At 66.6% G+C, this 19,295-nt stretch carries 18 protein-coding genes; 7 read left to right on the top strand and 11 right to left on the bottom strand.

The genetic code is table 11. From position 1 onward, the window contains the following. Positions 1–213: 213 nt before the first annotated feature. Positions 214–495: an HU family DNA-binding protein gene (locus tag LE197_RS34180; protein WP_003093079.1), complete on the top strand. Its 282-nt coding sequence runs from the start codon at positions 214–216 to the stop codon at positions 493–495. Between the two features lie 123 nt (positions 496–618). Here LE197_RS34180 and LE197_RS34175 read toward each other — a convergent pair whose 3' ends face one another. From LE197_RS34175 to rocR, 7 genes are all read right to left on the bottom strand, one after another. Next, positions 619–1,215 carry an HAD family hydrolase gene (locus LE197_RS34175; RefSeq protein WP_003107576.1) on the bottom strand — a complete coding sequence of 199 codons (597 nt, stop codon included), beginning with the start codon at positions 1,213–1,215 and terminating at the stop codon, positions 619–621. Beyond that, a complete protein-coding gene (gene tesB / locus LE197_RS34170; RefSeq protein ID WP_003093084.1) occupies positions 1,212–2,081 on the bottom strand; it encodes an acyl-CoA thioesterase II in 870 nt (289 codons plus the stop codon). The genes LE197_RS34175 and tesB overlap by 4 nt, the downstream gene beginning before the upstream one ends. Positions 2,082–2,114: 33 nt before the next feature. Beyond that, the gene (locus LE197_RS34165) at positions 2,115–3,710 is read right to left on the bottom strand and encodes a SagB/ThcOx family dehydrogenase (protein WP_014602518.1); all 1,596 of its coding nucleotides are present in this window, start codon (positions 3,708–3,710) and stop codon (positions 2,115–2,117) included. Positions 3,711–3,712: 2 nt separating this feature from the next. After that, positions 3,713–4,291, bottom strand: a complete 579-nt coding sequence (locus tag LE197_RS34160; protein ID WP_003106018.1) for a GNAT family N-acetyltransferase — start codon at positions 4,289–4,291, stop codon at positions 3,713–3,715. Positions 4,292–4,317: 26 nt separating this feature from the next. Beyond that, on the bottom strand, positions 4,318–4,908 hold the full coding sequence (locus LE197_RS34155) for a GNAT family N-acetyltransferase (RefSeq protein WP_003106016.1): 591 nt from the start codon (positions 4,906–4,908) through the stop codon (positions 4,318–4,320). A gap of 214 nt (positions 4,909–5,122) precedes the next feature. Next, on the bottom strand, positions 5,123–8,761 hold the full coding sequence (locus LE197_RS34150; RefSeq protein WP_016562247.1) for a transporter substrate-binding domain-containing protein: 3,639 nt from the start codon (positions 8,759–8,761) through the stop codon (positions 5,123–5,125). 101 nt (positions 8,762–8,862) lie between these two features. After that, the gene (gene rocR / locus LE197_RS34145; RefSeq protein ID WP_003106013.1) at positions 8,863–10,041 is read right to left on the bottom strand and encodes a two-component system response regulator cyclic di-GMP-specific phosphodiesterase RocR; all 1,179 of its coding nucleotides are present in this window, start codon (positions 10,039–10,041) and stop codon (positions 8,863–8,865) included. A 281-nt stretch (positions 10,042–10,322) separates the two neighbouring features. Here rocR and LE197_RS34140 point away from each other — a divergent pair, with 281 nt between their 5' ends. Further along, a complete protein-coding gene (locus LE197_RS34140) occupies positions 10,323–10,952 on the top strand; it encodes a response regulator transcription factor (RefSeq protein ID WP_003106011.1) in 630 nt (209 codons plus the stop codon). 359 nt (positions 10,953–11,311) lie between these two features. Continuing rightward, positions 11,312–12,487, top strand: a complete 1,176-nt coding sequence (locus LE197_RS34135) for a TIGR03862 family flavoprotein (RefSeq protein WP_033974274.1) — start codon at positions 11,312–11,314, stop codon at positions 12,485–12,487. Positions 12,488–12,509: 22 nt separating this feature from the next. Here LE197_RS34135 and LE197_RS34130 read toward each other — a convergent pair whose 3' ends face one another. The 3 genes from LE197_RS34130 to LE197_RS34120 form a co-directional block, all read right to left on the bottom strand. Continuing rightward, complete coding sequence (locus LE197_RS34130) at positions 12,510–13,859, bottom strand: DEAD/DEAH box helicase (protein ID WP_023084000.1); 1,350 nt, start codon at positions 13,857–13,859, stop codon at positions 12,510–12,512. 77 nt (positions 13,860–13,936) lie between these two features. Beyond that, the gene (locus LE197_RS34125) at positions 13,937–14,440 is read right to left on the bottom strand and encodes an NYN domain-containing protein (protein WP_003093104.1); all 504 of its coding nucleotides are present in this window, start codon (positions 14,438–14,440) and stop codon (positions 13,937–13,939) included. Positions 14,441–14,505: 65 nt separating this feature from the next. Beyond that, entirely contained in the window at positions 14,506–15,222 is a 717-nt protein-coding gene (locus tag LE197_RS34120; protein WP_009877017.1) for a DUF2076 domain-containing protein, read from the bottom strand. Between the two features lie 99 nt (positions 15,223–15,321). On the opposite strand from LE197_RS34120, the gene LE197_RS34115 reads away from it, so the two are divergent. From LE197_RS34115 to LE197_RS34100, 4 genes are all read left to right on the top strand, one after another. Beyond that, positions 15,322–15,903, top strand: coding sequence for a cysteine hydrolase family protein (locus tag LE197_RS34115; protein ID WP_003106834.1), 582 nt, complete (start codon positions 15,322–15,324; stop codon positions 15,901–15,903). A gap of 157 nt (positions 15,904–16,060) precedes the next feature. Beyond that, on the top strand, positions 16,061–17,155 hold the full coding sequence (gene sfnG, locus LE197_RS34110; protein WP_003093107.1) for a dimethylsulfone monooxygenase SfnG: 1,095 nt from the start codon (positions 16,061–16,063) through the stop codon (positions 17,153–17,155). An 83-nt stretch (positions 17,156–17,238) separates the two neighbouring features. Then, the gene (locus LE197_RS34105) at positions 17,239–17,895 is read left to right on the top strand and encodes a hypothetical protein (RefSeq protein ID WP_003106831.1); all 657 of its coding nucleotides are present in this window, start codon (positions 17,239–17,241) and stop codon (positions 17,893–17,895) included. A 66-nt stretch (positions 17,896–17,961) separates the two neighbouring features. After that, positions 17,962–18,396, top strand: coding sequence for a VOC family protein (locus LE197_RS34100; RefSeq protein WP_023132473.1), 435 nt, complete (start codon positions 17,962–17,964; stop codon positions 18,394–18,396). A gap of 6 nt (positions 18,397–18,402) precedes the next feature. On the opposite strand, the gene LE197_RS34095 is transcribed toward LE197_RS34100, so the two are convergent. After that, on the bottom strand, positions 18,403–19,239 hold the full coding sequence (locus LE197_RS34095) for an SDR family oxidoreductase (RefSeq protein ID WP_003093110.1): 837 nt from the start codon (positions 19,237–19,239) through the stop codon (positions 18,403–18,405). Between the last annotated feature and the right edge of the window lie 56 nt (positions 19,240–19,295).

Below are 19,295 nucleotides of genomic sequence, written 5' to 3'. Positions count from 1 at the left end.
CCCCTGGCAGAACCATGAGGATGCGTCGGGCAGCCGACGCCGGCATCATTCCGGACAGCCGCGAAAACCTCTGTAACGGCTCTGTCATGCGCGTCGTGCGAGGAAACAAATAAGCGGAGAAAAGGGAACCTTATTCGCGCCAAGCTGTTTAAAATCACGCCCGTTTCTGTGCGAGGCCCCTCGCGCAGTCTTTTACCAAGGAGCTACACCACCATGGCACTGACCAAAGACCAACTGATCCAGGACATCGCCGAAGCCATCGACGCGCAGAAGACCACCGTTCGCAGCGCGCTCGACCAGCTCGCCGAGATCGTCAAGGACGCCCTGGAGAACGATGGCGAAATCACCCTGCCGGGTATCGGCAAGCTGAAGGTCTCCGAGCGTCCCGCGCGCACCGGCCGCAACCCGCAGACCGGCAAGGCGATCGAGATCGCTGCCAAGCGTGTAGCCAAGTTCGTTCCGGCCAAGGCACTGACCGACGCGATCAACGGCTGATAACGGCCGCCGCATCCCGCACGGATGCGCAGGAAAAAAGCGCAGGAGCCTGGCTTCCTGCGCTTTTTTCGTTTTCGGGGAGCCGCTGGCGCTGCCGCCCTCGAGGTTTTCCGCCGGATATTCCTACGGCGTTTGCAGTTGCTCGAGCAACGCATGGCAATCGGCAGCGTGCCAGTCGGCCAGCTCCGGCCAGGGGTTTTCCGGCAGGTTGACCAGCACCGTGCGACTACCCGCGGCGCGTCCGCAGTCGAGGTCGAAACGGTAGTCGCCGACCATCACCAGCTCCGCCGGCGTCACGTTCCAGCGTCGGGCGATGCGCAGCAAGCCATCAGGGTCCGGCTTGGGCCGCGCCTCGCCGCGCCCGAGGATGTGCTCGGTGGGGAAGCAGCCGCCCAGGCCGATCGCTTCGAGGGTGATCAGCGCCAACTGGTGGTCGTTGCGGGTCAGGATGCCCAGGCGCACGCCGCGCCGCTGCAACTCGCGCACCAGTTCCAGTGCGCCCGGCGCCGGCCGCGCGGCCTCGGCCAGGGCGCGCTCGTGTTCGAGCAGCCAGGCGTGCTTGGCCGCCGCCTCGGCCTCGGGCAGGGCGGCGAGGTGCAGCAGGATGTCGTCCTGCTCGGGGATGTCCAGCGCTCGGCGGATCGCCGGGAAGTCGTGCACGGCCCGGGTCAGGGTGCCGTCCATGTCGAACACCCAGTGGCGGATGTCGGCCAGCCTCACGCCCAGTCCTCACGCTTGCGGATCAGGCCTTCCTGGCTCGACGAGGCGACCAGCTGGCCGCTCTGGTTGAAGATGCTGCCGCGCACGAAACCGCGTGCGTTGCCGGCCCAGGGGCTGTCGATGGCGTAGAGCAGCCACTCGTCCGCGCGCAGGTCGCGGTGGAACCACAGGGCGTGGTCGAGGCTGGCGACCTGCATGGTCTTCTGCCACACCGAAACGGCATGGGGCTGCATCGAGGTGGTAAGGAAACCGAAGTCCGAGGCGTAGGCCAGCAGGTACTTGTGCAGCGCCGGGACGTCCGGCAGCTTGCCGTCGGCACGGAACCAGAGGTACTTCACCGGTTCGTCGGGCTGCGGGTCGTAGGGGTCGTGCTGGGTGACCGGACGAATCTCGATGGGCTTCGGATACAGCAGCTTGTCGCGGATGCGCTCGGGAATCCGCTCGGCGCGCTGGCGGGTCAGCTCCAGTTCCGAAGGCAGATTATCCGGGCCAACCACCTCGGGCATCTCGATCTGGTGGTGGAAACCTTCCTCGTCGTACTGGAAGGAGCTGCTCAGGGTGAAGATCGGCTGGCCTTTCTGGATCGCGGTGACCCGGCGGGTGCTGAAGCTGCCGCCGTCGCGCACCCGGTCCACCTGGTACACCACCGGCATGCTGGCGTCGCCGGGACGCAGGAAGTAGCCGTGCATGGAGTGTACGTGGCGATCGTCCTCCACCGTCTGGCTGGCCGCCGACAGCGCCTGCCCCAGGACCTGGCCGCCATAGAGCTGGCGGAAGCCGAGATCCTGGCTCATGCCCCGGAACAGGTTCTCCTCGATGGGTTCCAGGCTCAGCAAAGCCACCAGGTTGTCCAGTATCTGGGTCATGGGGTGTTTCCTCGAATTCGGGCTGTCGACGGGCTAGTCGCGGCGCATGGCCGGGTACGCGGGCATGTTGCAAAGACGAGTGTCCCACACCGCGCGGCCGAGGGTGAAATGGTAGAGACTGGCCATGGACTCATCCGTTAGTCCAAGCAGCTCATGCACCAGGGGGTCGTAGTAGCAGCCGATACCCGTCCCAGACAGCCCGGCGGCCTCCGCCTCGAGGTAGAGCAACTGGCCGACCTGCCCGCATTCCCAGTACAGCCGCGGATAGCACCAGGGACCTTCTTCGAGCGCCGCGCCGAGATGGGCGAGCATGGCGAGCGCGACGCAGCCGTCGCCGGCGATGTCCTGCTGGCAGGAGAGATACGCCGACAGCGCGCGTGCATCGCCTTCCTGCAACAGGTACAGCGGCAACTCCGGATCGACGTGCTGCCAGAGGAAGTCCTCGCGCATCGGCGGCCGCCGCAGGCCGCTGCGGTCCAGCCAGTACAACCCCGGCACCAGGCCCCGGACGCGATGGACGAACAGCAGCAGATCGACCCGCGCGGCCTCGCCGGTGACCGCGAAAGGCACCGGCGAGCGCTCCGGCAGCAGCCTGCGCAGCCAGGCCCGCAGCAGCCCGACATCGATGCCGGCGCGCCCGTCCATGCGCTGCGCGCTACGCCGCCGATGCAGCAGCGGTCGCAGCGGCAGGCCGGGGTTGTCGTTGCCGGGCTCGCCCGGTGCGACCCTCCACGGGCGTGCCGGCAGGCGCGGCGCCCGACATAGCCCATGTATCCGCTGCAACTCCGGCCAGTCCCGGTACTCCCGCGACAGCCGGTTCGGCGCGCCGGCCAACGGCAGGGCCGCCAGTCCTTCGCACAGGCGCGGCGAAAGGGAAGGCTCCTGCGTGAGCGCCGGCCCGATCCAGAACAGTGCGTCGACGCTCTCGCACTCGGCGAAGCCGTCCCGGTCAAGGCCGAACAGGCCGTCCAGTGCGCTTTCGGCGACGCCGCGCAGCAGGCGCATCTCCCAGCCCTGGATCGCCGCGGCGATCGAGAGGCAGGCCAGCGCGTGGCCGAGGTCATGCTGGCAGTAGCGATAGGCTCGCTCACCGTATTTCCAGGCCTCGCGCCAGTGCACGCTGGTCAATGCCAGGAGGCAGCCGCCGGGCGGCAAGCAGTCATCCAGCAGCGAAGCCAGCGTTGCCGGCAGTTCGCCGCGCACCTCCAGGGCATGCTTGTCGGGACGGTAATGGGCGAGCAGCGGCGCCGGCTCCAGGGTACCGCCGGGAAGCAGCAGGTAGGCTTCGGTGGGATGCAGGTTGCCGCTCGACGGATTGACCCGCAGCGCCCAGCGAGTGCCGCCGGCCTCCTTCCAGGCCGACAGCGCCAATCCGTCGTAGAGCATCTGCGAGAGGCTGCGGCGATCGAGCCGAGAGGGCGCGGCCGCCGGCCCGGAAAACACCCCGTCGTAGGGTGGCGACTCCTCCAGCGGCCGATGCAGCAGTTCGATTTGCCGGCAGCCCCGGTACTGGCGGAACGGCGCCGGCTGGGTCGCCCAGTCCAGTCCGCCGGGACCGGGTGCGTAGCGCTCCGGGCGATGCATGCTGAGGCGATGGTAGGAGAGCACCTCGCCGCCGCCGTCGCCCATGTTCACCGCTCCGCCCAGCGGGCCGCGTCGACGCGATAGAGGATATGCCGGCGCATCGGGTGATCCGCTGCCAGGAGTGGGTGGTCGAAATCCTCGGCCGGATCGCGACGCATGCCCAGGCGCTCCATCAATCCCCAGGAGCGGCGGTTGGGCGGCGTGGTGAAGGCCACCACCTCGGGCAGGCGCAGCCGCTCGAAGGCGAAGTCCAAGGCGGTTTCCGCCGCTTCGCGGGCGAGTCCACGCCCCCAGTAGGCGGGCGCCAGGCGCCAGCCGATCTCCACGGTCGGGGCGAAGTGCACGTCCATGGTCACGTCGAACAGGCCGGTGAATCCGATGAACGCCGCCTCGCCCGGTAGCTCCAGGGCCCAGGGCCCGTAGCCACGCTCGGCAAAATGCGCCTGGACGCGATCGACCAAGGCGTCGCTCTGCGCGCGGTCGAGCACACTGGGGAAGAATTCCATTACCTGCGGGTCGGCGCACATCTCGGCGAACGCCTCGCGGTCGCTGTCGCGCCAGGCGCGCAGCAGCAGGCGCGGGCCATGCAGTTCGGAAATGGCGGAAGGGGGAAGGTTCGCGTTCATGGGAGGCCTTTTCGGAAACGGCCGACTCATCTGCGAAGCCAGTCCTCGCGCGTCAACCGGTACAGCACATGATGCCGCAAGCGGTGGCCGGGAGGCAGGTCGGGATGCTCGAAGTCGTCGGTGGGATCGCGATGCATCCCCAGGCGCTCCATCAGCCCCAGGGAGTTCTCGTTGGCCGGTACGGTGAAAGCCACCACCTGGTCCAGGCCAAGGGTATCGAAGGCGTAGCTCAGCGCCGCCTCGGCCGCCTCGTGGGCGAAGCCCTCCGCCCAATGCTCGGCGGCGAGACGCCAGCCGATGGCCACCGCGGGTACGAAGGGCGCATCGAAGTCCACGACCTCCAGCCCCACGTAGCCGATGAAAGGATCGCCGCCCTTGACCTGCAGCGCCCACCAGCCAAAACCGTGCTCGGCGAAGTGCGCGTCGATGCGGCGCAGCAACGCGTCGCTCTGGGCACGATCCAGGCAGGACGGAAAGAACTCCATCACCAGTGGATCGGCATTCAGCTCGGCGAACCTGGCCCGGTCCTGCACCAGCCAGGGCCGCAGGATCAGACGGTGGGTATACAGCCGTGGCGAGCGAAGATGCTCGATGCTCAGGCTGGTCAGGTCGGCCATCGCTTGGTTCCTTTCGTTCAACGCACTCCAGAAGGACTATCTGACCGCAGGAATCGGCTGGGGTGCCCGCGAGGGCGGTATTCCGATCTTTGGTCAGGCTCCGCGGAAAAGGCTTCCCAACCGGAGTGTAGTCTTTTCCGCGCCTGGACATGCCCGATCCTCGGGCAAAGCGATGACGATTGGTTTACCGCCCGGGCAACGGGCGCGGGCCACGTCAATCCGTGCACTCTTCCACCAGGCTTTCGTCCAGGGCGAGGATCGCCAGTTTCACCCCAACGGCGCACTCTTCCACCCAGGCGAACGAGGCGTTCGGGCTGAGGCAGGCATCCTCGAGGCGCCGGCAGCTTTCCACCAGTTGCTCGCCACGCACCACCCTCGCCGCGCCCTTGATCCGATGCGCCAGCTCGGCCAGTTCGCCGGTCTCCTGGCGTTGCACCAGTCCCTCGAGGGTCTCCAGGTCCTTGCGGTTGCTGGTCAGCAGTTCGTCGAGCAGCCGCCTGAGCATCGTCGGCTCGCCGCCGGTCAGCGCATGCAGGGAATCCAGGTCGTAGAGACGGGGGGCCGTCGGTATGGCGACGGGTTCGGCATCGATGGTGACGGGCAGCTCGTCGGCGGCGAAGCCCAGGGCCAGCAGGCGCTCCTCGAGGACATCGAGGCCGATGGGCTTGATCAGGCACTCGTTCATTCCAGCCTGGATGCAGCGCTCGATCTCCTCCGGCTGGGCGTCCGCGGTGAGGCCGATGATGACCACCGGCTCCTCGCCATTCTCGCGCTCCTCCTGGCGGATCGAGCGGGCAAGGTCGGAGCCGCTCATCAGCGGCATGTGGCAGTCGGTGATGACCATGTCGAACGGTTGCCCATGCCACAGGTTGAGAGCGCTCAGGCCGTTCTCCGCTTCCTCCACGTCATGACCGAGGAAGCTCAGCTGTTGATGGAGGATCTGCCGGTTGACCGCATGATCGTCCACCACCAGCACCTGCAACCGCCGCGCCTGGCGACTGCCGAGCGGGATCGCCCGCACGTTCTCGACGATCGGTTCCAGCACCTGCAGGCGCAGCTCGACGTCGATCCGCGTACCCTGCCCCAGCTCGCTGCTCATCACCAGGCGCCCTCCCATCATTTCGCACAGCGAGCGCGAGATCACCAGGCCGAGCCCGGTGCCCTCGGTGTTCTGCAGGTTGCGGTTGACCTGGGCGAAAGGCCGGAACAACTGCTGCTGGTCGCCCAGGGAAATACCGATGCCGGTGTCTTCCACACAGAGATTGACCTGCAACAGCGACGGCTCCACCTGGCGGCCATCGATGCGGATGCGGATCGAGCCCTCGTCGGTGAACTTGATCGCGTTGCTGACCAGGTTGGAGAGGATCTGCTTGAAGCGCATGGCATCCAGCAGTACGTCGCCGTTGATGCTCGAATCGATCTCCAGCACCAGGCTCAGGCGCTTTTGCCGGGCCAGGCCTTCGAATACCCGTGCCACCGATTCCACCAGCTCGCGCAGGTTGGCCCGTTTCGGCGACAGGCTGAGGCGACCTGACTCGATGCGGGCGATGTCGAGAATATCGCCGATCAGCTCCAGCAGGCTCTTCGCCGAGGCATAGGCGATCTCGATGCTGGAACGGTCCACCCGACCGGTCTCGGCACGCTTGAGCGCCAGTTCGAGGATACCGATCACCGCGTTCATCGGTGTGCGGATCTCGTGGCTCATGGTCGCCAGGAAGGTGGTCTTGGCCCGGCTCGCTTCGTCGGCCAGATTCTTTGCCTCTTCCAGCTCATCGATCAACTGGCGGTGCTCGGTGATGTCCAGCCAGCCACAGATGACACCGCGGATGGTCCCGCTGGAATCGCGGAACGGCTGGATCCAGTGGTCGATCCAGCGCTCCCGACCGCCCAGCGCCACCGGGTAGACCGCCTCGATGGTCCTGCCCTCGCGCATGGCCATCAGGTAGCTGCGATGGAACTCCGGAGCGGTCTCGAAGTTTTCCATGGGCAGTTCGAGCACGGTGCGGTTCATCACCTCCTCGGAACTCAGGCCGACGCTCTGCAGGTAGCTGCGGTTGCAGGACAGCATCCGTCCGTTGACATCGCGCACATACAGCGGCGGAGGCATGCAGTCGGTCAGGGCCTCGACGAACCGCAACTGGTCGCTGAGCGCCTGTTCGACCCGCGCGCGCGCCCTGATCTGCCGGCGCTGATAAGTGACCCAGCCCAGGCAGAACAGCAGCAAGGCCGCTGCGATCGCCAGGATCTCGGTGATCACCAGGATGTAGTCGACCCAGGTCTGGCCGCTCATTCCCGGCGGCGAGCGCCAGCGATTGACGATATCGCTCAGGTCGTCCGGCGAGATGCTCAGCAAGGCCTTGTCGAGAATCGACTGGAGTTCGGCGTCGCCTCGGCGAACGGCGAAGTGGGCGGTGGCCGCGCCGATGGGAACCAGGTCGGCGATCGCCAGCCTCTCGCGGAACAACCGGACGATGTAGTAGCGAGCGGTGACCAGCGGCACCACCGCCGCGTCGGCCCGTCCTTCGTAGACCAGGTTCATGGCATCCAGCGCGACGCCGACCTCCACCATCGAGGCCTGCGGATAGCGCTCGCGCACCTGTTGCATGCCCACATGGCCGGCGGGAATCGCTATGCGCTTGCCGTCGAGGCTTCCGGGGCTCTCCGCGCGTCCCTTGTCGTCCGCCCGGGTGACGAGGACGTACGAGGTGGACAGGAACGAGCGGGTGAAACGCAGCATTTCCTCGCGCTTGCTGCTGCGGCTCATGATCGCCAGGTCCGCCTCCTTCCTGGCCAATACGCCGATCTGCTCGGGGAAGCCGCCACTGCGAGGCGTGACCTGGAAATGCAGGCCGGTGCGGCGGGAAATCATGTCCAGCAGGTCGGAGGCGATGCCCGAGAAGGTCTCGTCGGAATTGAAGAAGGCCAGCGGCGCCAGGTCGTCGTTGATGACCAACCGCACCACCGGGTGGCGAGCGATCCAGCGACTCTCCTGCGGCGTCAGCGCGATACGCTGGCCCGTTGGCAGGGAACCGCTGCCGACCCAGCGCCTGGCGATGCTTTCGAGACGGTCCTGGTTGATCGCGCCGATGGCCGAGTTGACGACGCGCAACAGGTTCGTGTCGCCGCGACGAAGGAGGAAGCCGTAGCCCCCTTCCAGGCGGGCATCGGCAAACCGCTCGAACCTCACGTAGCCGTAATAGGACCGATTGATCCGGTGGTAGGCGCTGAGCACATCGTCGAGATACAGGTCGGTATGTCCGAAAGCCACCGCGGCAACGGCCTCGTCATGGCTGCCGAAGACCACGAAACGCGCCCGCGGGAAACGCTGGCGCAATTCCCCGACATGCTCCCGGGCCACCGCCACGCTGAGTCCGGCGAGATCCTCCGGCGAGTTGCGCTTTTCCCCCATCCGCTTGAACACCGCCAATCGATCACGGGCATAGGGTTGGCTGAGCACCAGGGAGGAATCACCCGCCGAGCTGTAATGGCTGCCAAGCAGGTCGATCTTTCCGGCAGCGAGCGCCGCCACGGCATCCGCATGGGTATCGAAGCTCACGACCTTGATGCGCATGCCGAGCAACTGCCCGACCAGCGTGGCGACGTCCGCCGTTATGCCTTCGTAGTTCTCGTCGTCGAGCCGGACGTTGAAGGGCGAGGTCTCGTCCAGCGCCGCGCCGAGCCTCAGGTGACCCTTGTGGCGCAGCCAGGCCCAGTCGTCCTCGGCGATCGCCATGTCCTCGTGCTCGATGCGCAACTGGCTGAACAGCGTCAGGGACGGATGCGCTTCGACGGCGAACAGGCGTCCGCCCGACAGCAGCAGGCAGAAGAACAGCAGGAATAGTTTTGATCGCATGAAAGGTCTGTGCGGCAGGGCCGGCAGTTGTATGGAAAGGAAACGCGTCCGGCGCGAGGCCCGGCGTTCGGCTAGAGGCAGCCGAGGCCAGGGCGGCGGCGTCAGGATCCGGAGCAATAGTCGAGAAAGTGCTGTTCCGGCATCGGCCGGGCGAACAGGTAGCCCTGGGCTATGGAGCAACCGAGTTCGATCAGGCGTACCCGTTGTTCGTCGCTCTCCACCCCTTCCACCACCAGGGAAATTCCCAGCGCCTGCGCCAACGCCACGACACTGCTGATGACGGCGCAACTCCTGGGCTGGGTCTTCATCTTCTGGACGAAGGTTCTGTCCAGCTTGATCTGGCTGAAGGGAAACTCGCAGAGCCGGTCGAGGGAGGAATAACCGGCGCCGAAATCGTCCATCGCCAGGCCGCAGCCCATGATCCGCAGACGCACGAGGTTCTCCAGGCTGCTGGCAGGAGCGCTGATCAACCCGGTCTCGGTGATCTCGAACATCACCGAACTGGGCGGCAGGTGGAACTCGGTCAGCAACGCCGAGATGTTCTCGGCCAGGGCACGCGAACCCAGTTGCGAAGGATGGACGTTGAACGCCAGGTTGATCGGCTGCCCCAACTGCGCCAGCTTCCTGCGCGTCGCCAGCCCCTGGCTGAACAGTTGCCAGAACAGCTTGTCGACCAGGTTGTAGGTTTCCATCACATAGAGGAAATGCGACGGCGGCAATACGCCGAGATGCGGGTGGTTCCAGCGTGCCAGGACCTCGGCGCCGATCAGGCCGCCGCCATCCAGGGCCACCTTGGGCTGGTAGTAGGCTTCGAACTCGCCGTTGTCGAGGCCGCGCACCACGTCCGCCACGGAGGGCAGCTCGGCGACTTCGATCTGTCGCGGCAGGTCCTGGCGACGAGCGTTGTAGCGGGTCAACAGGGCGGTGATCCGCTCCAGGCTGAATGGCTTGCCGAGGTCGCCGAGAAAATTGAGGCCCAGGCACTCGATCATCGAAATGGTGGCCTGGCGCAGGATGGGATCCACCTCGCTGCTGAGGATCACCGAATGGACCTTGCCGCTCAGGCTTGCGTGGCGAAGGAACGCCAGGCCGTCCATGCCGCTCATCTGCAGGTCGCAGATAGCGATGTCGACGTGTCCGCAGGACTCCAGGATCGCCACCGCCTCCTTGCCGTCCGCCGCCTCGAGGATCGATCCGGGCACCACTTTCTTCAGGGCTGTGACGGCTACCAGGCGCTGAAAAGGCTCATCCTCCAACACCAGAACATTCAAATCATTCATCACGGTCCACACAGGGTTTCCAGGAAATACCGGCGATATACTGCTGTGTTTCCCTTACTAGACCTATGGGACAAGTCCCCATGTTTTGTGGGAATTTTCCTACTGATTTGGAGGTTCGGTTGGATTAGCATGGTTCCACATGAAAAACCGAGTCGCCCCGCCTTAACAGGCTATTCTGGACGGCGATCTCGGCCTAGCGCCCAACATGGATGACCACCGGCGGCAGCGCCCGGGAAATCGAATCCCGACCCTGTCCCGGTCCCTCAAGGTAAATCGAATTTATGCATACCGTCCTGATCGTCGACGACCACCCCGTCATCCGTCTCGCCGTGCGCGTCCTGCTGGAAAAGCATGGTCTGCAGGTGGTCGCCGAGACGGACAATGGCGTGGATGCCATCCAGTTGGTCCGGGAGCACGAACCGGACGTGGTGATTCTCGACATCGGCATTCCCAAACTCGATGGCCTGACCGTGATCTCGCGGATCAAGTCCCTGGGACTGCGCAGCCAGGTGCTGGTACTCACTTCGCAATCCGCAGAGGCGTTCTGCAAGCGCTGCATCCAGGTCGGTGCCCGTGGGTTCGTCAACAAGGAAGAAGACCTGAACAACCTGATCAACGCCCTGAACGCGGTGACCGCTGGCTACACGTTCTTTCCTTCGCTCACGTTCGATACCCTCGGCACCCCGCCGGAACGCATTTCCGAAAGCGAGCTTATCGGCCTGCTCTCCGACCGCGAGATGATCGTCCTCCAGCACCTCGCCATGGGCTATTCGAACAAGGCCATCGGCGAGAAGCTGTTCCTCAGCAACAAGACCGTCAGCACCTACAAGACCCGCCTGCTGCAGAAGCTCGGCCTGGGTTCGCTGGTCGACCTCGCAGAGTTCGCCAAGCGCAATTCGCTGATCCACTGACCTGGCGCTTGGCTGTCGAAGCCAAGGCCTAGCGCACCTTCGGGCAAGCGCGACCGGAAGCCGTTCCTGCCACGCGACGAGCGTCGGCGGATTTCCACAAAGCATGTGGAACCGCCTGTGGATAAGGTGCGAAAAACGCTTCGCGCAGCGCATCGTGCCTGGCCTTGCGACGGTTGATCAGTTCCTGACCAGGCGCACGGCGAGCGGACCAGGTGGCATCGACAAGGCTCGGAGGCGGTCTTCGCCTCGGTTACACTGCACGCCGGTTTCCCCAGGTCTCGCTCGTCGTCCACATGCCCAGTCAAGCATCCTCCCCTTCCCCCCAGGTCGCCATCGTCGGCGGCGGTCCCGCAGGCCTGATGGCCGCGGAGGTCCTGAGCCAGGCGGGCGTACGCACGGAAGTGTTCGACGCCATGCCCTCGGTCGGCCGGAAATTCCTCCTCGCGGGCGTCGGCGGCATGAACATCACCCATGCCGAGGCCAGGGAACAATTCCTCGGCCGCTATGGCAGGCGCCAGAAGGAAATCGCCGCACTGCTCGGCGAATTCGACGCGGATGCGTTGCGCGCCTGGATCCACGGCCTGGGTATCGACACCTTCGTCGGCAGTTCCGGCCGGGTGTTCCCCTCCGACATGAAGGCCGCGCCGTTGCTCCGTGCCTGGCTCAAGCGCCTGCGCGAGCAAGGCGTGCTCATCCACACCCGCTGCCGTTGGCTGGGCTGGAACGCGGACGGTACGCTGGACATCCAGAGCGACGCCGAGCGCCTGTCGATACGCGCCGACGCCGTGATCCTGGCGCTCGGTGGCGGCAGTTGGCAGCGCCTGGGCTCCGACGGCGCCTGGGTGCCCCTGCTGCGCGCCCGTGGCATCGAGGTCGAGCCCCTGCGGCCAAGCAATTGCGGTTTCGAGATCGACGGCTGGAGCGAGCTGTTTCGCGACAAGTTCTCCGGCGCTCCGGTCAAACCGGTGGCCATGGGACTGGCGGGCGAAACGCCGCGCCAGGGCGAATTCGTCGTGACCCGCGACGGTATCGAGGGCAGCCTGGTCTATGCCCTCTCCGCCGCCATCCGCGAACGGATCGAGGCACGGGGCTCGGCCGAAGTATGGCTGGACCTGTTGCCGAACAGGCGTCGCGAGCAGATCGAGGCAGCCCTGGCTCGCCCGCGCGGTTCCAGGTCGATGGCCAATCACCTGCGCAGCCAGTTGGGCATCGATGGGGTTCGGGCCGGCCTCCTGCGTGAACTCACCCCCGCCGCCACCTATACCGAGCCGGCCCGCCTGGCGGCGGCGATCAAGCGCCTGCCGCTGACGCTGCTGCGCCCGCGTCCGCTGGACGAAGCGATCAGCAGCGCCGGCGGCGTACGCTTCGAGGCGCTCGACCACAACCTGATGCTCGATGGCCTGCCCGGCGTGTTCTGCGCTGGGGAAATGCTCGACTGGGAGGCGCCCACCGGCGGCTACCTGTTGACCGCCTGCTTCGCCAGCGGGCGCGTGGCCGGACTCGGCGCGCTGGCCTGGTTGCGCGGCAGGCGCTAGAGACCGGTACGCCAGCGCCTCGCTATTTGCCGGACGGCCGCTTCTTCGGCTTGCCCGCCGCACCCGCGCCGAAGCCCGGTGCCTTGCGCACCGCCTTGACCGTCGGCGCGCTGCTGTCGAACCAACTGCCCAAGTGGATCTTGCCGGGCTTGCCGACGCTCTCCGCGGCCTTGGGTTTCTTCGGCTTCTTCGGTTTCTTCAGCACCACGCCGCCCGGCGCGGTCTGCGGCACCCGGTGCTCCGGCTCGAAGTCGGGCTCCTCGCGGCGTTGCAGGGTCTGCCCGATCAGTGTTTCGATCGCCGCCAGCAGCTCCACTTCGTCGGCGCAGACCAGCGACACCGCCTGGCCGGAGGCACCGGCACGGCCGGTACGGCCGATGCGATGCACGTAGTCCTCGGCGACGATCGGCAGGTCGAAGTTGACCACCAGCGGCATTTCCTCGATATCCAGGCCACGCGCGGCCACGTCGGTGGCTACCAGCAGGTCTACCTCGCCGGCCTTGAACCGCTGCAAGGCGCGCAGCCGCGCCGGCTGCGGCTTGTCGCCATGGATCGAGTCGGCGGCGATACCCTGCCGCTGCAACAGTCCGACCAGTTCCTCGACGCTCTTGCGGGTCTTGGCGAAGACCAGCGCCTGGCGCCAGCGATTGGCCTGCAACAGGTGGCAGAACAGCTCGGCCTTGCGCTTCTTGTCCACCGGCACCAGCCATTGCCTGATGCTCTTCGCCGCGGTATTGCGCGGACTGACCTCGATGGACAGCGGGTCGCGCAGCAGTTCACGGGCCAGCGTGCGGATGGCGTCGGAGAAGGTCGCGGAAAACAGCAGGGTCTGGCGCTTGCGCGGCAGCGCGGCGAACAGTTCGTCCAGCTCGCGGGCGAAACCGAGGTCGAGCATGCGATCGGCTTCGTCCAGCACCAACGCCTGGAGCTGGGCGAACTTCACCGCGTTCTGCCGATACAGGTCGAGCAGCCGCCCGGGAGTGGCGACGAGGATATCCACTCCCTTGCGCAGCTTCATCATCTGCGGGTTGATGCTAACCCCACCGTAGGCCACCGCGGTACGCAGCGGCAGGTGCTGGCCGTAGTCGCGGACGCTGCCGTGGACCTGCTCGGCCAGTTCGCGGGTCGGAACCAGGACCAGTGCACGCACCGAGTTCGCAGCGACCTGCGGCCCCTCCAGGGTCAGCCGCTGCAGCAACGGCAGGGCGAAACCGGCGGTCTTGCCGGTGCCGGTCTGTGCTGCGGCGAGCAGGTCGCGGCCCTTGAGCGCCGGGGGTATGGCTTGGGCCTGGATCGGCGTAGGCGTGCCGTGGCCGAGCCCTTCGAGGGCCTTGAGCAGGGGGTCGAGCAGACCGAGGGAAGCGAACGTCATGAGCGACTCGGAAAAAAGGAAACGGACGGCATTCTAGCGGATTCGCCGTCTCCCATCGTCCTCTGGAGCGCGGCCGGTCAGCCCTTGAGCAGCAGTCCGCCCTCGATCGGCACGTAGCGCGACGCCGCTCGGATCAGCGCGTTGGCGGTCAGGCCAGGCACCCCGTAGGCCGTAGCCACGACGCCGTGGGCGCGGATGACCTTCTCCAGCAGCAGATCGAAGTCGCCGTCACCGGACAGCAGCACCACTTCGTCCACCCGTGGCGCGGCATCCAGTACGTCGATGGTGATGCCGACATCCCAGTCACCCTTGGCCGAGCCGTCGGCACGCTGGATGTAGGGCTTCAGCTTCACCGTGAAACCGAGGTTGCGCAGAATCTGCTGAAACTGCTGCTGACGCGGGTCGCCGCGGTCGATGGCGTAGGCATAGGCCTCGACGATGCTCCCGCCGCGAGCGATGTCTGCCCACAGGGCGGCGTAGTTGAGATGGCAGCCGTAGGCCTGGCGCACGGTGTAGTAGAGGTTCTGCACATCGGCGAAGACAGCGATCTTCTTCGCCGCGGGCGACTCGGGACGACTCAAGGGGAACTCCGGAACGACGGCAGTGGGCCACCATTATCGCAGCCCACGGCCCGCAACCCTAACGGTCAGGTGAACAAATCGTCGTCGCCGAGGAAGCTGGAGTCGTCGTTGAAGTCGCTGTCGCTGAAATCGCCATCGGCGAAACCGCCGTCGGCGGGATAGTCGCTATCGGCGAAGCGCTCGGGCGCCGGCTCGGGATCGGCAAACTGGCTGGCGTCGAGGTTATCCACCGGGACGTCCTGGATCACCTCGACGATTTCCTGCGGCTGGCTGTGGCGGAACATGCCGGTGAGCAGGTCGGCCACCAGCATCCCGCCAGCGACCCCAGCGGCCGTCTGCAGCGCACCGCCGAGAAAGCCGCTGGCCCGCGAAGGCGCGGCCGCCGCGGCGGGCGCCATACCCGGACGCATGTCGCCGGCCGCCGCCGCCGGATTGGAGAAACGCGTCTCGCCCCAGCCCGCCGGGCGCCCCGATTGGCTCGGCGCCGGCTCGTCGCGCGCGCCGCCGCCGAACAGGCCGGAGAGGAAGCCGCCGCTGCTCGGACGGCTCTGCTGCAACTGGGCGACCTGCGCCTCGAGCTCCTTCACCCGTTGGTCGAGGCGCTTCAGCGCGGCTTCCTGGATCAGCACCACCTGCGCCATGTAGTACGGCGCCGCCGGCTGCCGCACCAGGTGCTGGTTGATCTGCGCCTCGGCCTCGGCGTCACGCGGAGCGGACTGCCCCTCGGCCTCGCGCAGGCGGCTGAACAGGCCGTCGATCAGGGTTTTCTCATCGGATTTCATCGCACGCCTCGACTGCATTTCGAGAAGGAAGGATGGATTGCACCAAAGGGAAATATTGGAGCACCCTGCACGATCTCAAGTTCCTCCGGTGAATTCCCGATGAATGACGATGCCCAGCGCTCCGCACGGTCCCAGGTCGCCCTGCTGATCGTCGACCTGCAACGCGGCATGCAGCGCCACGACCTGCCGCCGCGCAACAATCCCGGCGCCGAGGCGCGCATCGTCGAACTGCTTGCCGCCTGGCGCGCCGCCGGCTGGCCGGTGGTGCACGTCCGGCACGTATCCCGGCAGCCCGGCTCGCCCTTCGCGCCCGGCCAGCCTGGCGTGGAGTTCCAGCCAGCGCTGGCGCCGCGCGACGACGAGGCGGTGTTCGAGAAGAACGTTCCCGACGCCTTCATCAACAGCGGCCTGCAACGCTGGCTCCATGTCCGCGACATCCGCCAGGTGGCGCTCGTCGGGGTAGCCACGGAGAACTCGGTGGAAGCCAGCGCACGCAGCGCCGGCAACCTCGGCTTCCAGACCTGGGTAGTGGCCGACGCCTGCTTCACCTTCGCCAAGCCCGATTTCCACGGCACCCCGCGCAGCGCCGACGAGGTGCATGCGATGGCGTTGGCCAACCTGCACGGCGAGTACGCCGTGGTACTGCGCGCCGCCGAACTGTTGCAGCGCTTGCCGGCCTGACTGTCTGCCGGGCAACAGCGGGACAACAGGGCTGTCCGGCAGAAGACAGGCCGGTTCCGCCATATCCCCCATAAGCCATTGATTCGAAAACATGAATCCGGGATGGCACGGTTCCTTCATAGACACCGGACCACGCCCCTACCCGGAGATACCCCCGATGAGCCAAGAGCAACAGCCGATCCGCTTCGCCTACTGGGTCCCCAACGTCAGCGGCGGCCTGGTGGTGAGCAAGATCGAGCAACGCACCAGCTGGGACATCGACTACAACCGCAAGCTGGCCCAGTTGGCGGAACGCAACGGCTTCGACTACGCCCTCTCGCAGATCCGCTTCACCGCCGGCTACGGCGCCGAGTACCAGCACGAGTCGGTGGCCATCAGCCACGCCCTGCTGGCGGCCACCGAGAAGCTCAAGGTGATCGCGGCGATCCTGCCTGGCCCCTGGCATCCGGCGGTGGTGGCCAAGCAACTGGCGACGATCGACCAACTGACCAATGGCCGGGTCGCGGTGAACATCGTCAGCGGCTGGTTCAAGGGAGAGTTCACCGGCATCGGCGAACCCTGGCTGGAGCACGACGAACGCTATCGGCGCTCCGAGGAGTTCATCCGCGTGCTGAAAGGCATCTGGACCGAGGAAAACTTCACCTTCAAGGGCGATTTCTATCGTTTCCACGACTACACCCTGAAACCCAAGCCGATCCAGCAGCCGCACCCGGAAATCTTCCAGGGCGGCAGCTCGCGGGCGGCGCGGGACATGGCCTCGCGCGTGTCCGACTGGTACTTCACCAACGGCAACAGCATCGACGGCATCCGCGCCCAGGTCGAGGACATCCGCGCCAAGGCGGCGGCCAACGGCCATTCGGTCAAGGTCGGAGTGAACGCCTTCATCATTGCCCGCGACACCGAGGAGGAAGCGCGGGCGGTGCTCGACGAGATCATCGCCAAGGCCGACTACGAGGCGGTGAACGCCTTCGGCGACGCGGTGAAACAGGCCGGCAAGGCCTCGCCGGAGGGCGATGGCAACTGGGCCAAATCCACCTTCGAAGACCTGGTGCAATACAACGACGGCTTCAAGACCAACCTGATCGGCACGCCACGGCAGATCGCCGAGCGCATCGTCGCGCTGAAGGCGGCCGGGGTCGACCTGGTGCTGTCGGCCTTCCTGCACTTCCACGAAGAAGTGGAGTATTTCGGCAAGCACGTGTTGCCGCTGGTCCGCGAACTGGAGCAGGCCCAGGCTCGCGAAGCGGCCTGAACGGCAACGGCGGCCGCCAGGCGTTGGCCTCGGCGGCCGGCTGGGTTAGAGTCGCGGGCTCGTATCCGATCTGCCGACCCGCGATGAATCCTCTGCTGCCGCTGCGTGACGCCTGGTTCTTCTTCACCCGCCACCTGACCACCCTGGTGCCGCTCTGCCTGCCCTGGATATTCCTCGAAAGCCTGCTCCAGCAGCAGATCGACGAAGCCGTCGGCCCCCAGCAGATGGGCGCCTGGAGCCTGGTCGCCGGACTGCTCTTCTACCCGCTCTACACCGCAGCCCTGATCCTGTTCATGGACGCGCGCGGGCGCGACGAGCGGCCTCGCGTCGGCCAGCTGTGGAGCGCCGCGCTGCGCCTGTGGCCAGCCTTCGCGCTACTCGCGGCGCTGACTTCGCTGCTGATCGTGCTCGGCCTGTCGCTGCTGATCCTGCCGGGCATCTTCGTCATGGTGAAGCTGTCCTTCGCCGAATTCTGCTTGGTGCTGCGCGGCCGTAGTCCGCTGCAGGCGCTGCGGGAAAGCTTCGAGTTCACCCGTGGGCGATTCTTCCTGATCCTCGCCTGTTCGCTGGTGATCCTGCTGCCGGTCTGGAGCCTGGAAGCCTGGCTCGCCGATTCGGCCGGCGACGCCGTCGTGCTGCGGGTCGCCCTGCATACGCTCAGCGGGTTCTTCCAGCTGCTGTTGACCATCGTCGCCTTCCGCATCTACAGCCTCGGTCCGGCGCCACGCAACGGGATGTGAACGGCGCCGCGCGCCGATTCGCCGCGCTGGCCTATGCTTGACGAGCCCTGCCTCGAGGAACGGACCATGAGCGACGAATCGGCCAACCCCAGCTGCATTTCCCACCTGTCCATCGGCACCAACGACTTTCCCCGTGCCCGAGCCTTCTACGACGCGGTGATGGCCGCCCTCGGCTGCAAGGTGATCCTCGAATACCCCGGCGCCGTGGCCTACGGCAAGCTCTATCCGGAGTTCTGGGTGCAGGCGCCGATCGACGGCCGTCCCGCCAGCGTCGGCAACGGCAGCCACGTCGGCTTCTTCGCCGACAGCAAGGCCCAGGTCGACGCCTTCCACGCCGCGGCCCTGGCCGCCGGCGCACGCGACGAGGGCGCGCCGGGCCCGCGTCCGCTGTACGGCGAGCCCTACTACGGGTGTTTCATCCGCGACCTCGACGGGCACAAGGTCGAGGCCTCCTACTGGGACATGAGCCAGGGCTTCGACGTCCACGACCACGCCCACTGAGCGCCGTCAGGGTTGCGGCTTGAGTCCCGACAGGCGCGGCACCAGCAGCTTTTCGAAGAGACGCGGAAAGAAGCGCGCCAGCAGCCGCGCCCGCCAGTTGACGTTGGACAGCACCAGCAGGCGCCGGCGCCGCGCGGCGCCCTGGAAGATCGCCTCGGCGACCTCCACCGGCGATGCCACCTGGCTGCCCAGCACTTGCACCGGCTGGCGAGTCACCGAGCCATCGCCGACCAGCGCGTTCTTGCGCAGGTCGGTGGCGGTGAATCCCGGGCAGGCCAGGGTCACGCTGACGCCGGTGCCTTCCAGCTCCATCCGCAGGGTATCGAACAGACCGTGCAAGGCATGCTTGCTGGCGTTGTAGGCGCTGCGGTAGAGCAACGGGGCGAAGCCGGTCAGCGAACTGAGCACGACGATCTGCCCGCGCCGTTCGAGCAGGCTCGGCAGCGCCGCGCGGGTGCAATGCACGGCGCCGAAGAAGTTCACCGCCATGACCTTGCGGAAAACCCCCAGGCCGGTTTCGGCGAAGGTACCGCGGTGGGTGATGCCGGCGTTGTTGACCAGCACGTCGATGCCGCCGAAGCGCTCCACCGCCAGCGCCACGGCACGCTCCACCGCATCGGCGTCGGCGACGTCGCAGCGCAGGCCGAGCGCCTCGCCGCCGAGATGGTCGCGCAGGTGCTGGACCAGGCTGTCCAGCGCCGCCTGGTCGAGGTCGAGGATCGCCAGTCGCGCACCGGCCCGGGCGAAACGCAGTGCCAGCGCGCGACCGATGCCGGAACAGCCGCCGCTGACCAGCACCACCTTGTGGCGGTAGGCCTGGCTGCTGAATACCTTGCGCGGCATGCGGTACCCTCCCGCTCGAAAAAACGCGAACCCTTGCGTCAATTCGACCTGCAAGG

It is taken from the genome of Pseudomonas sp. PS1(2021) (genome assembly GCF_020405165.1).
GTDB lineage: Bacteria > Pseudomonadota > Gammaproteobacteria > Pseudomonadales > Pseudomonadaceae > Pseudomonas > Pseudomonas aeruginosa.
Note: the sequence above shows the minus strand (reverse complement) of the source record. Positions and strands in the feature narration are given on the sequence as shown.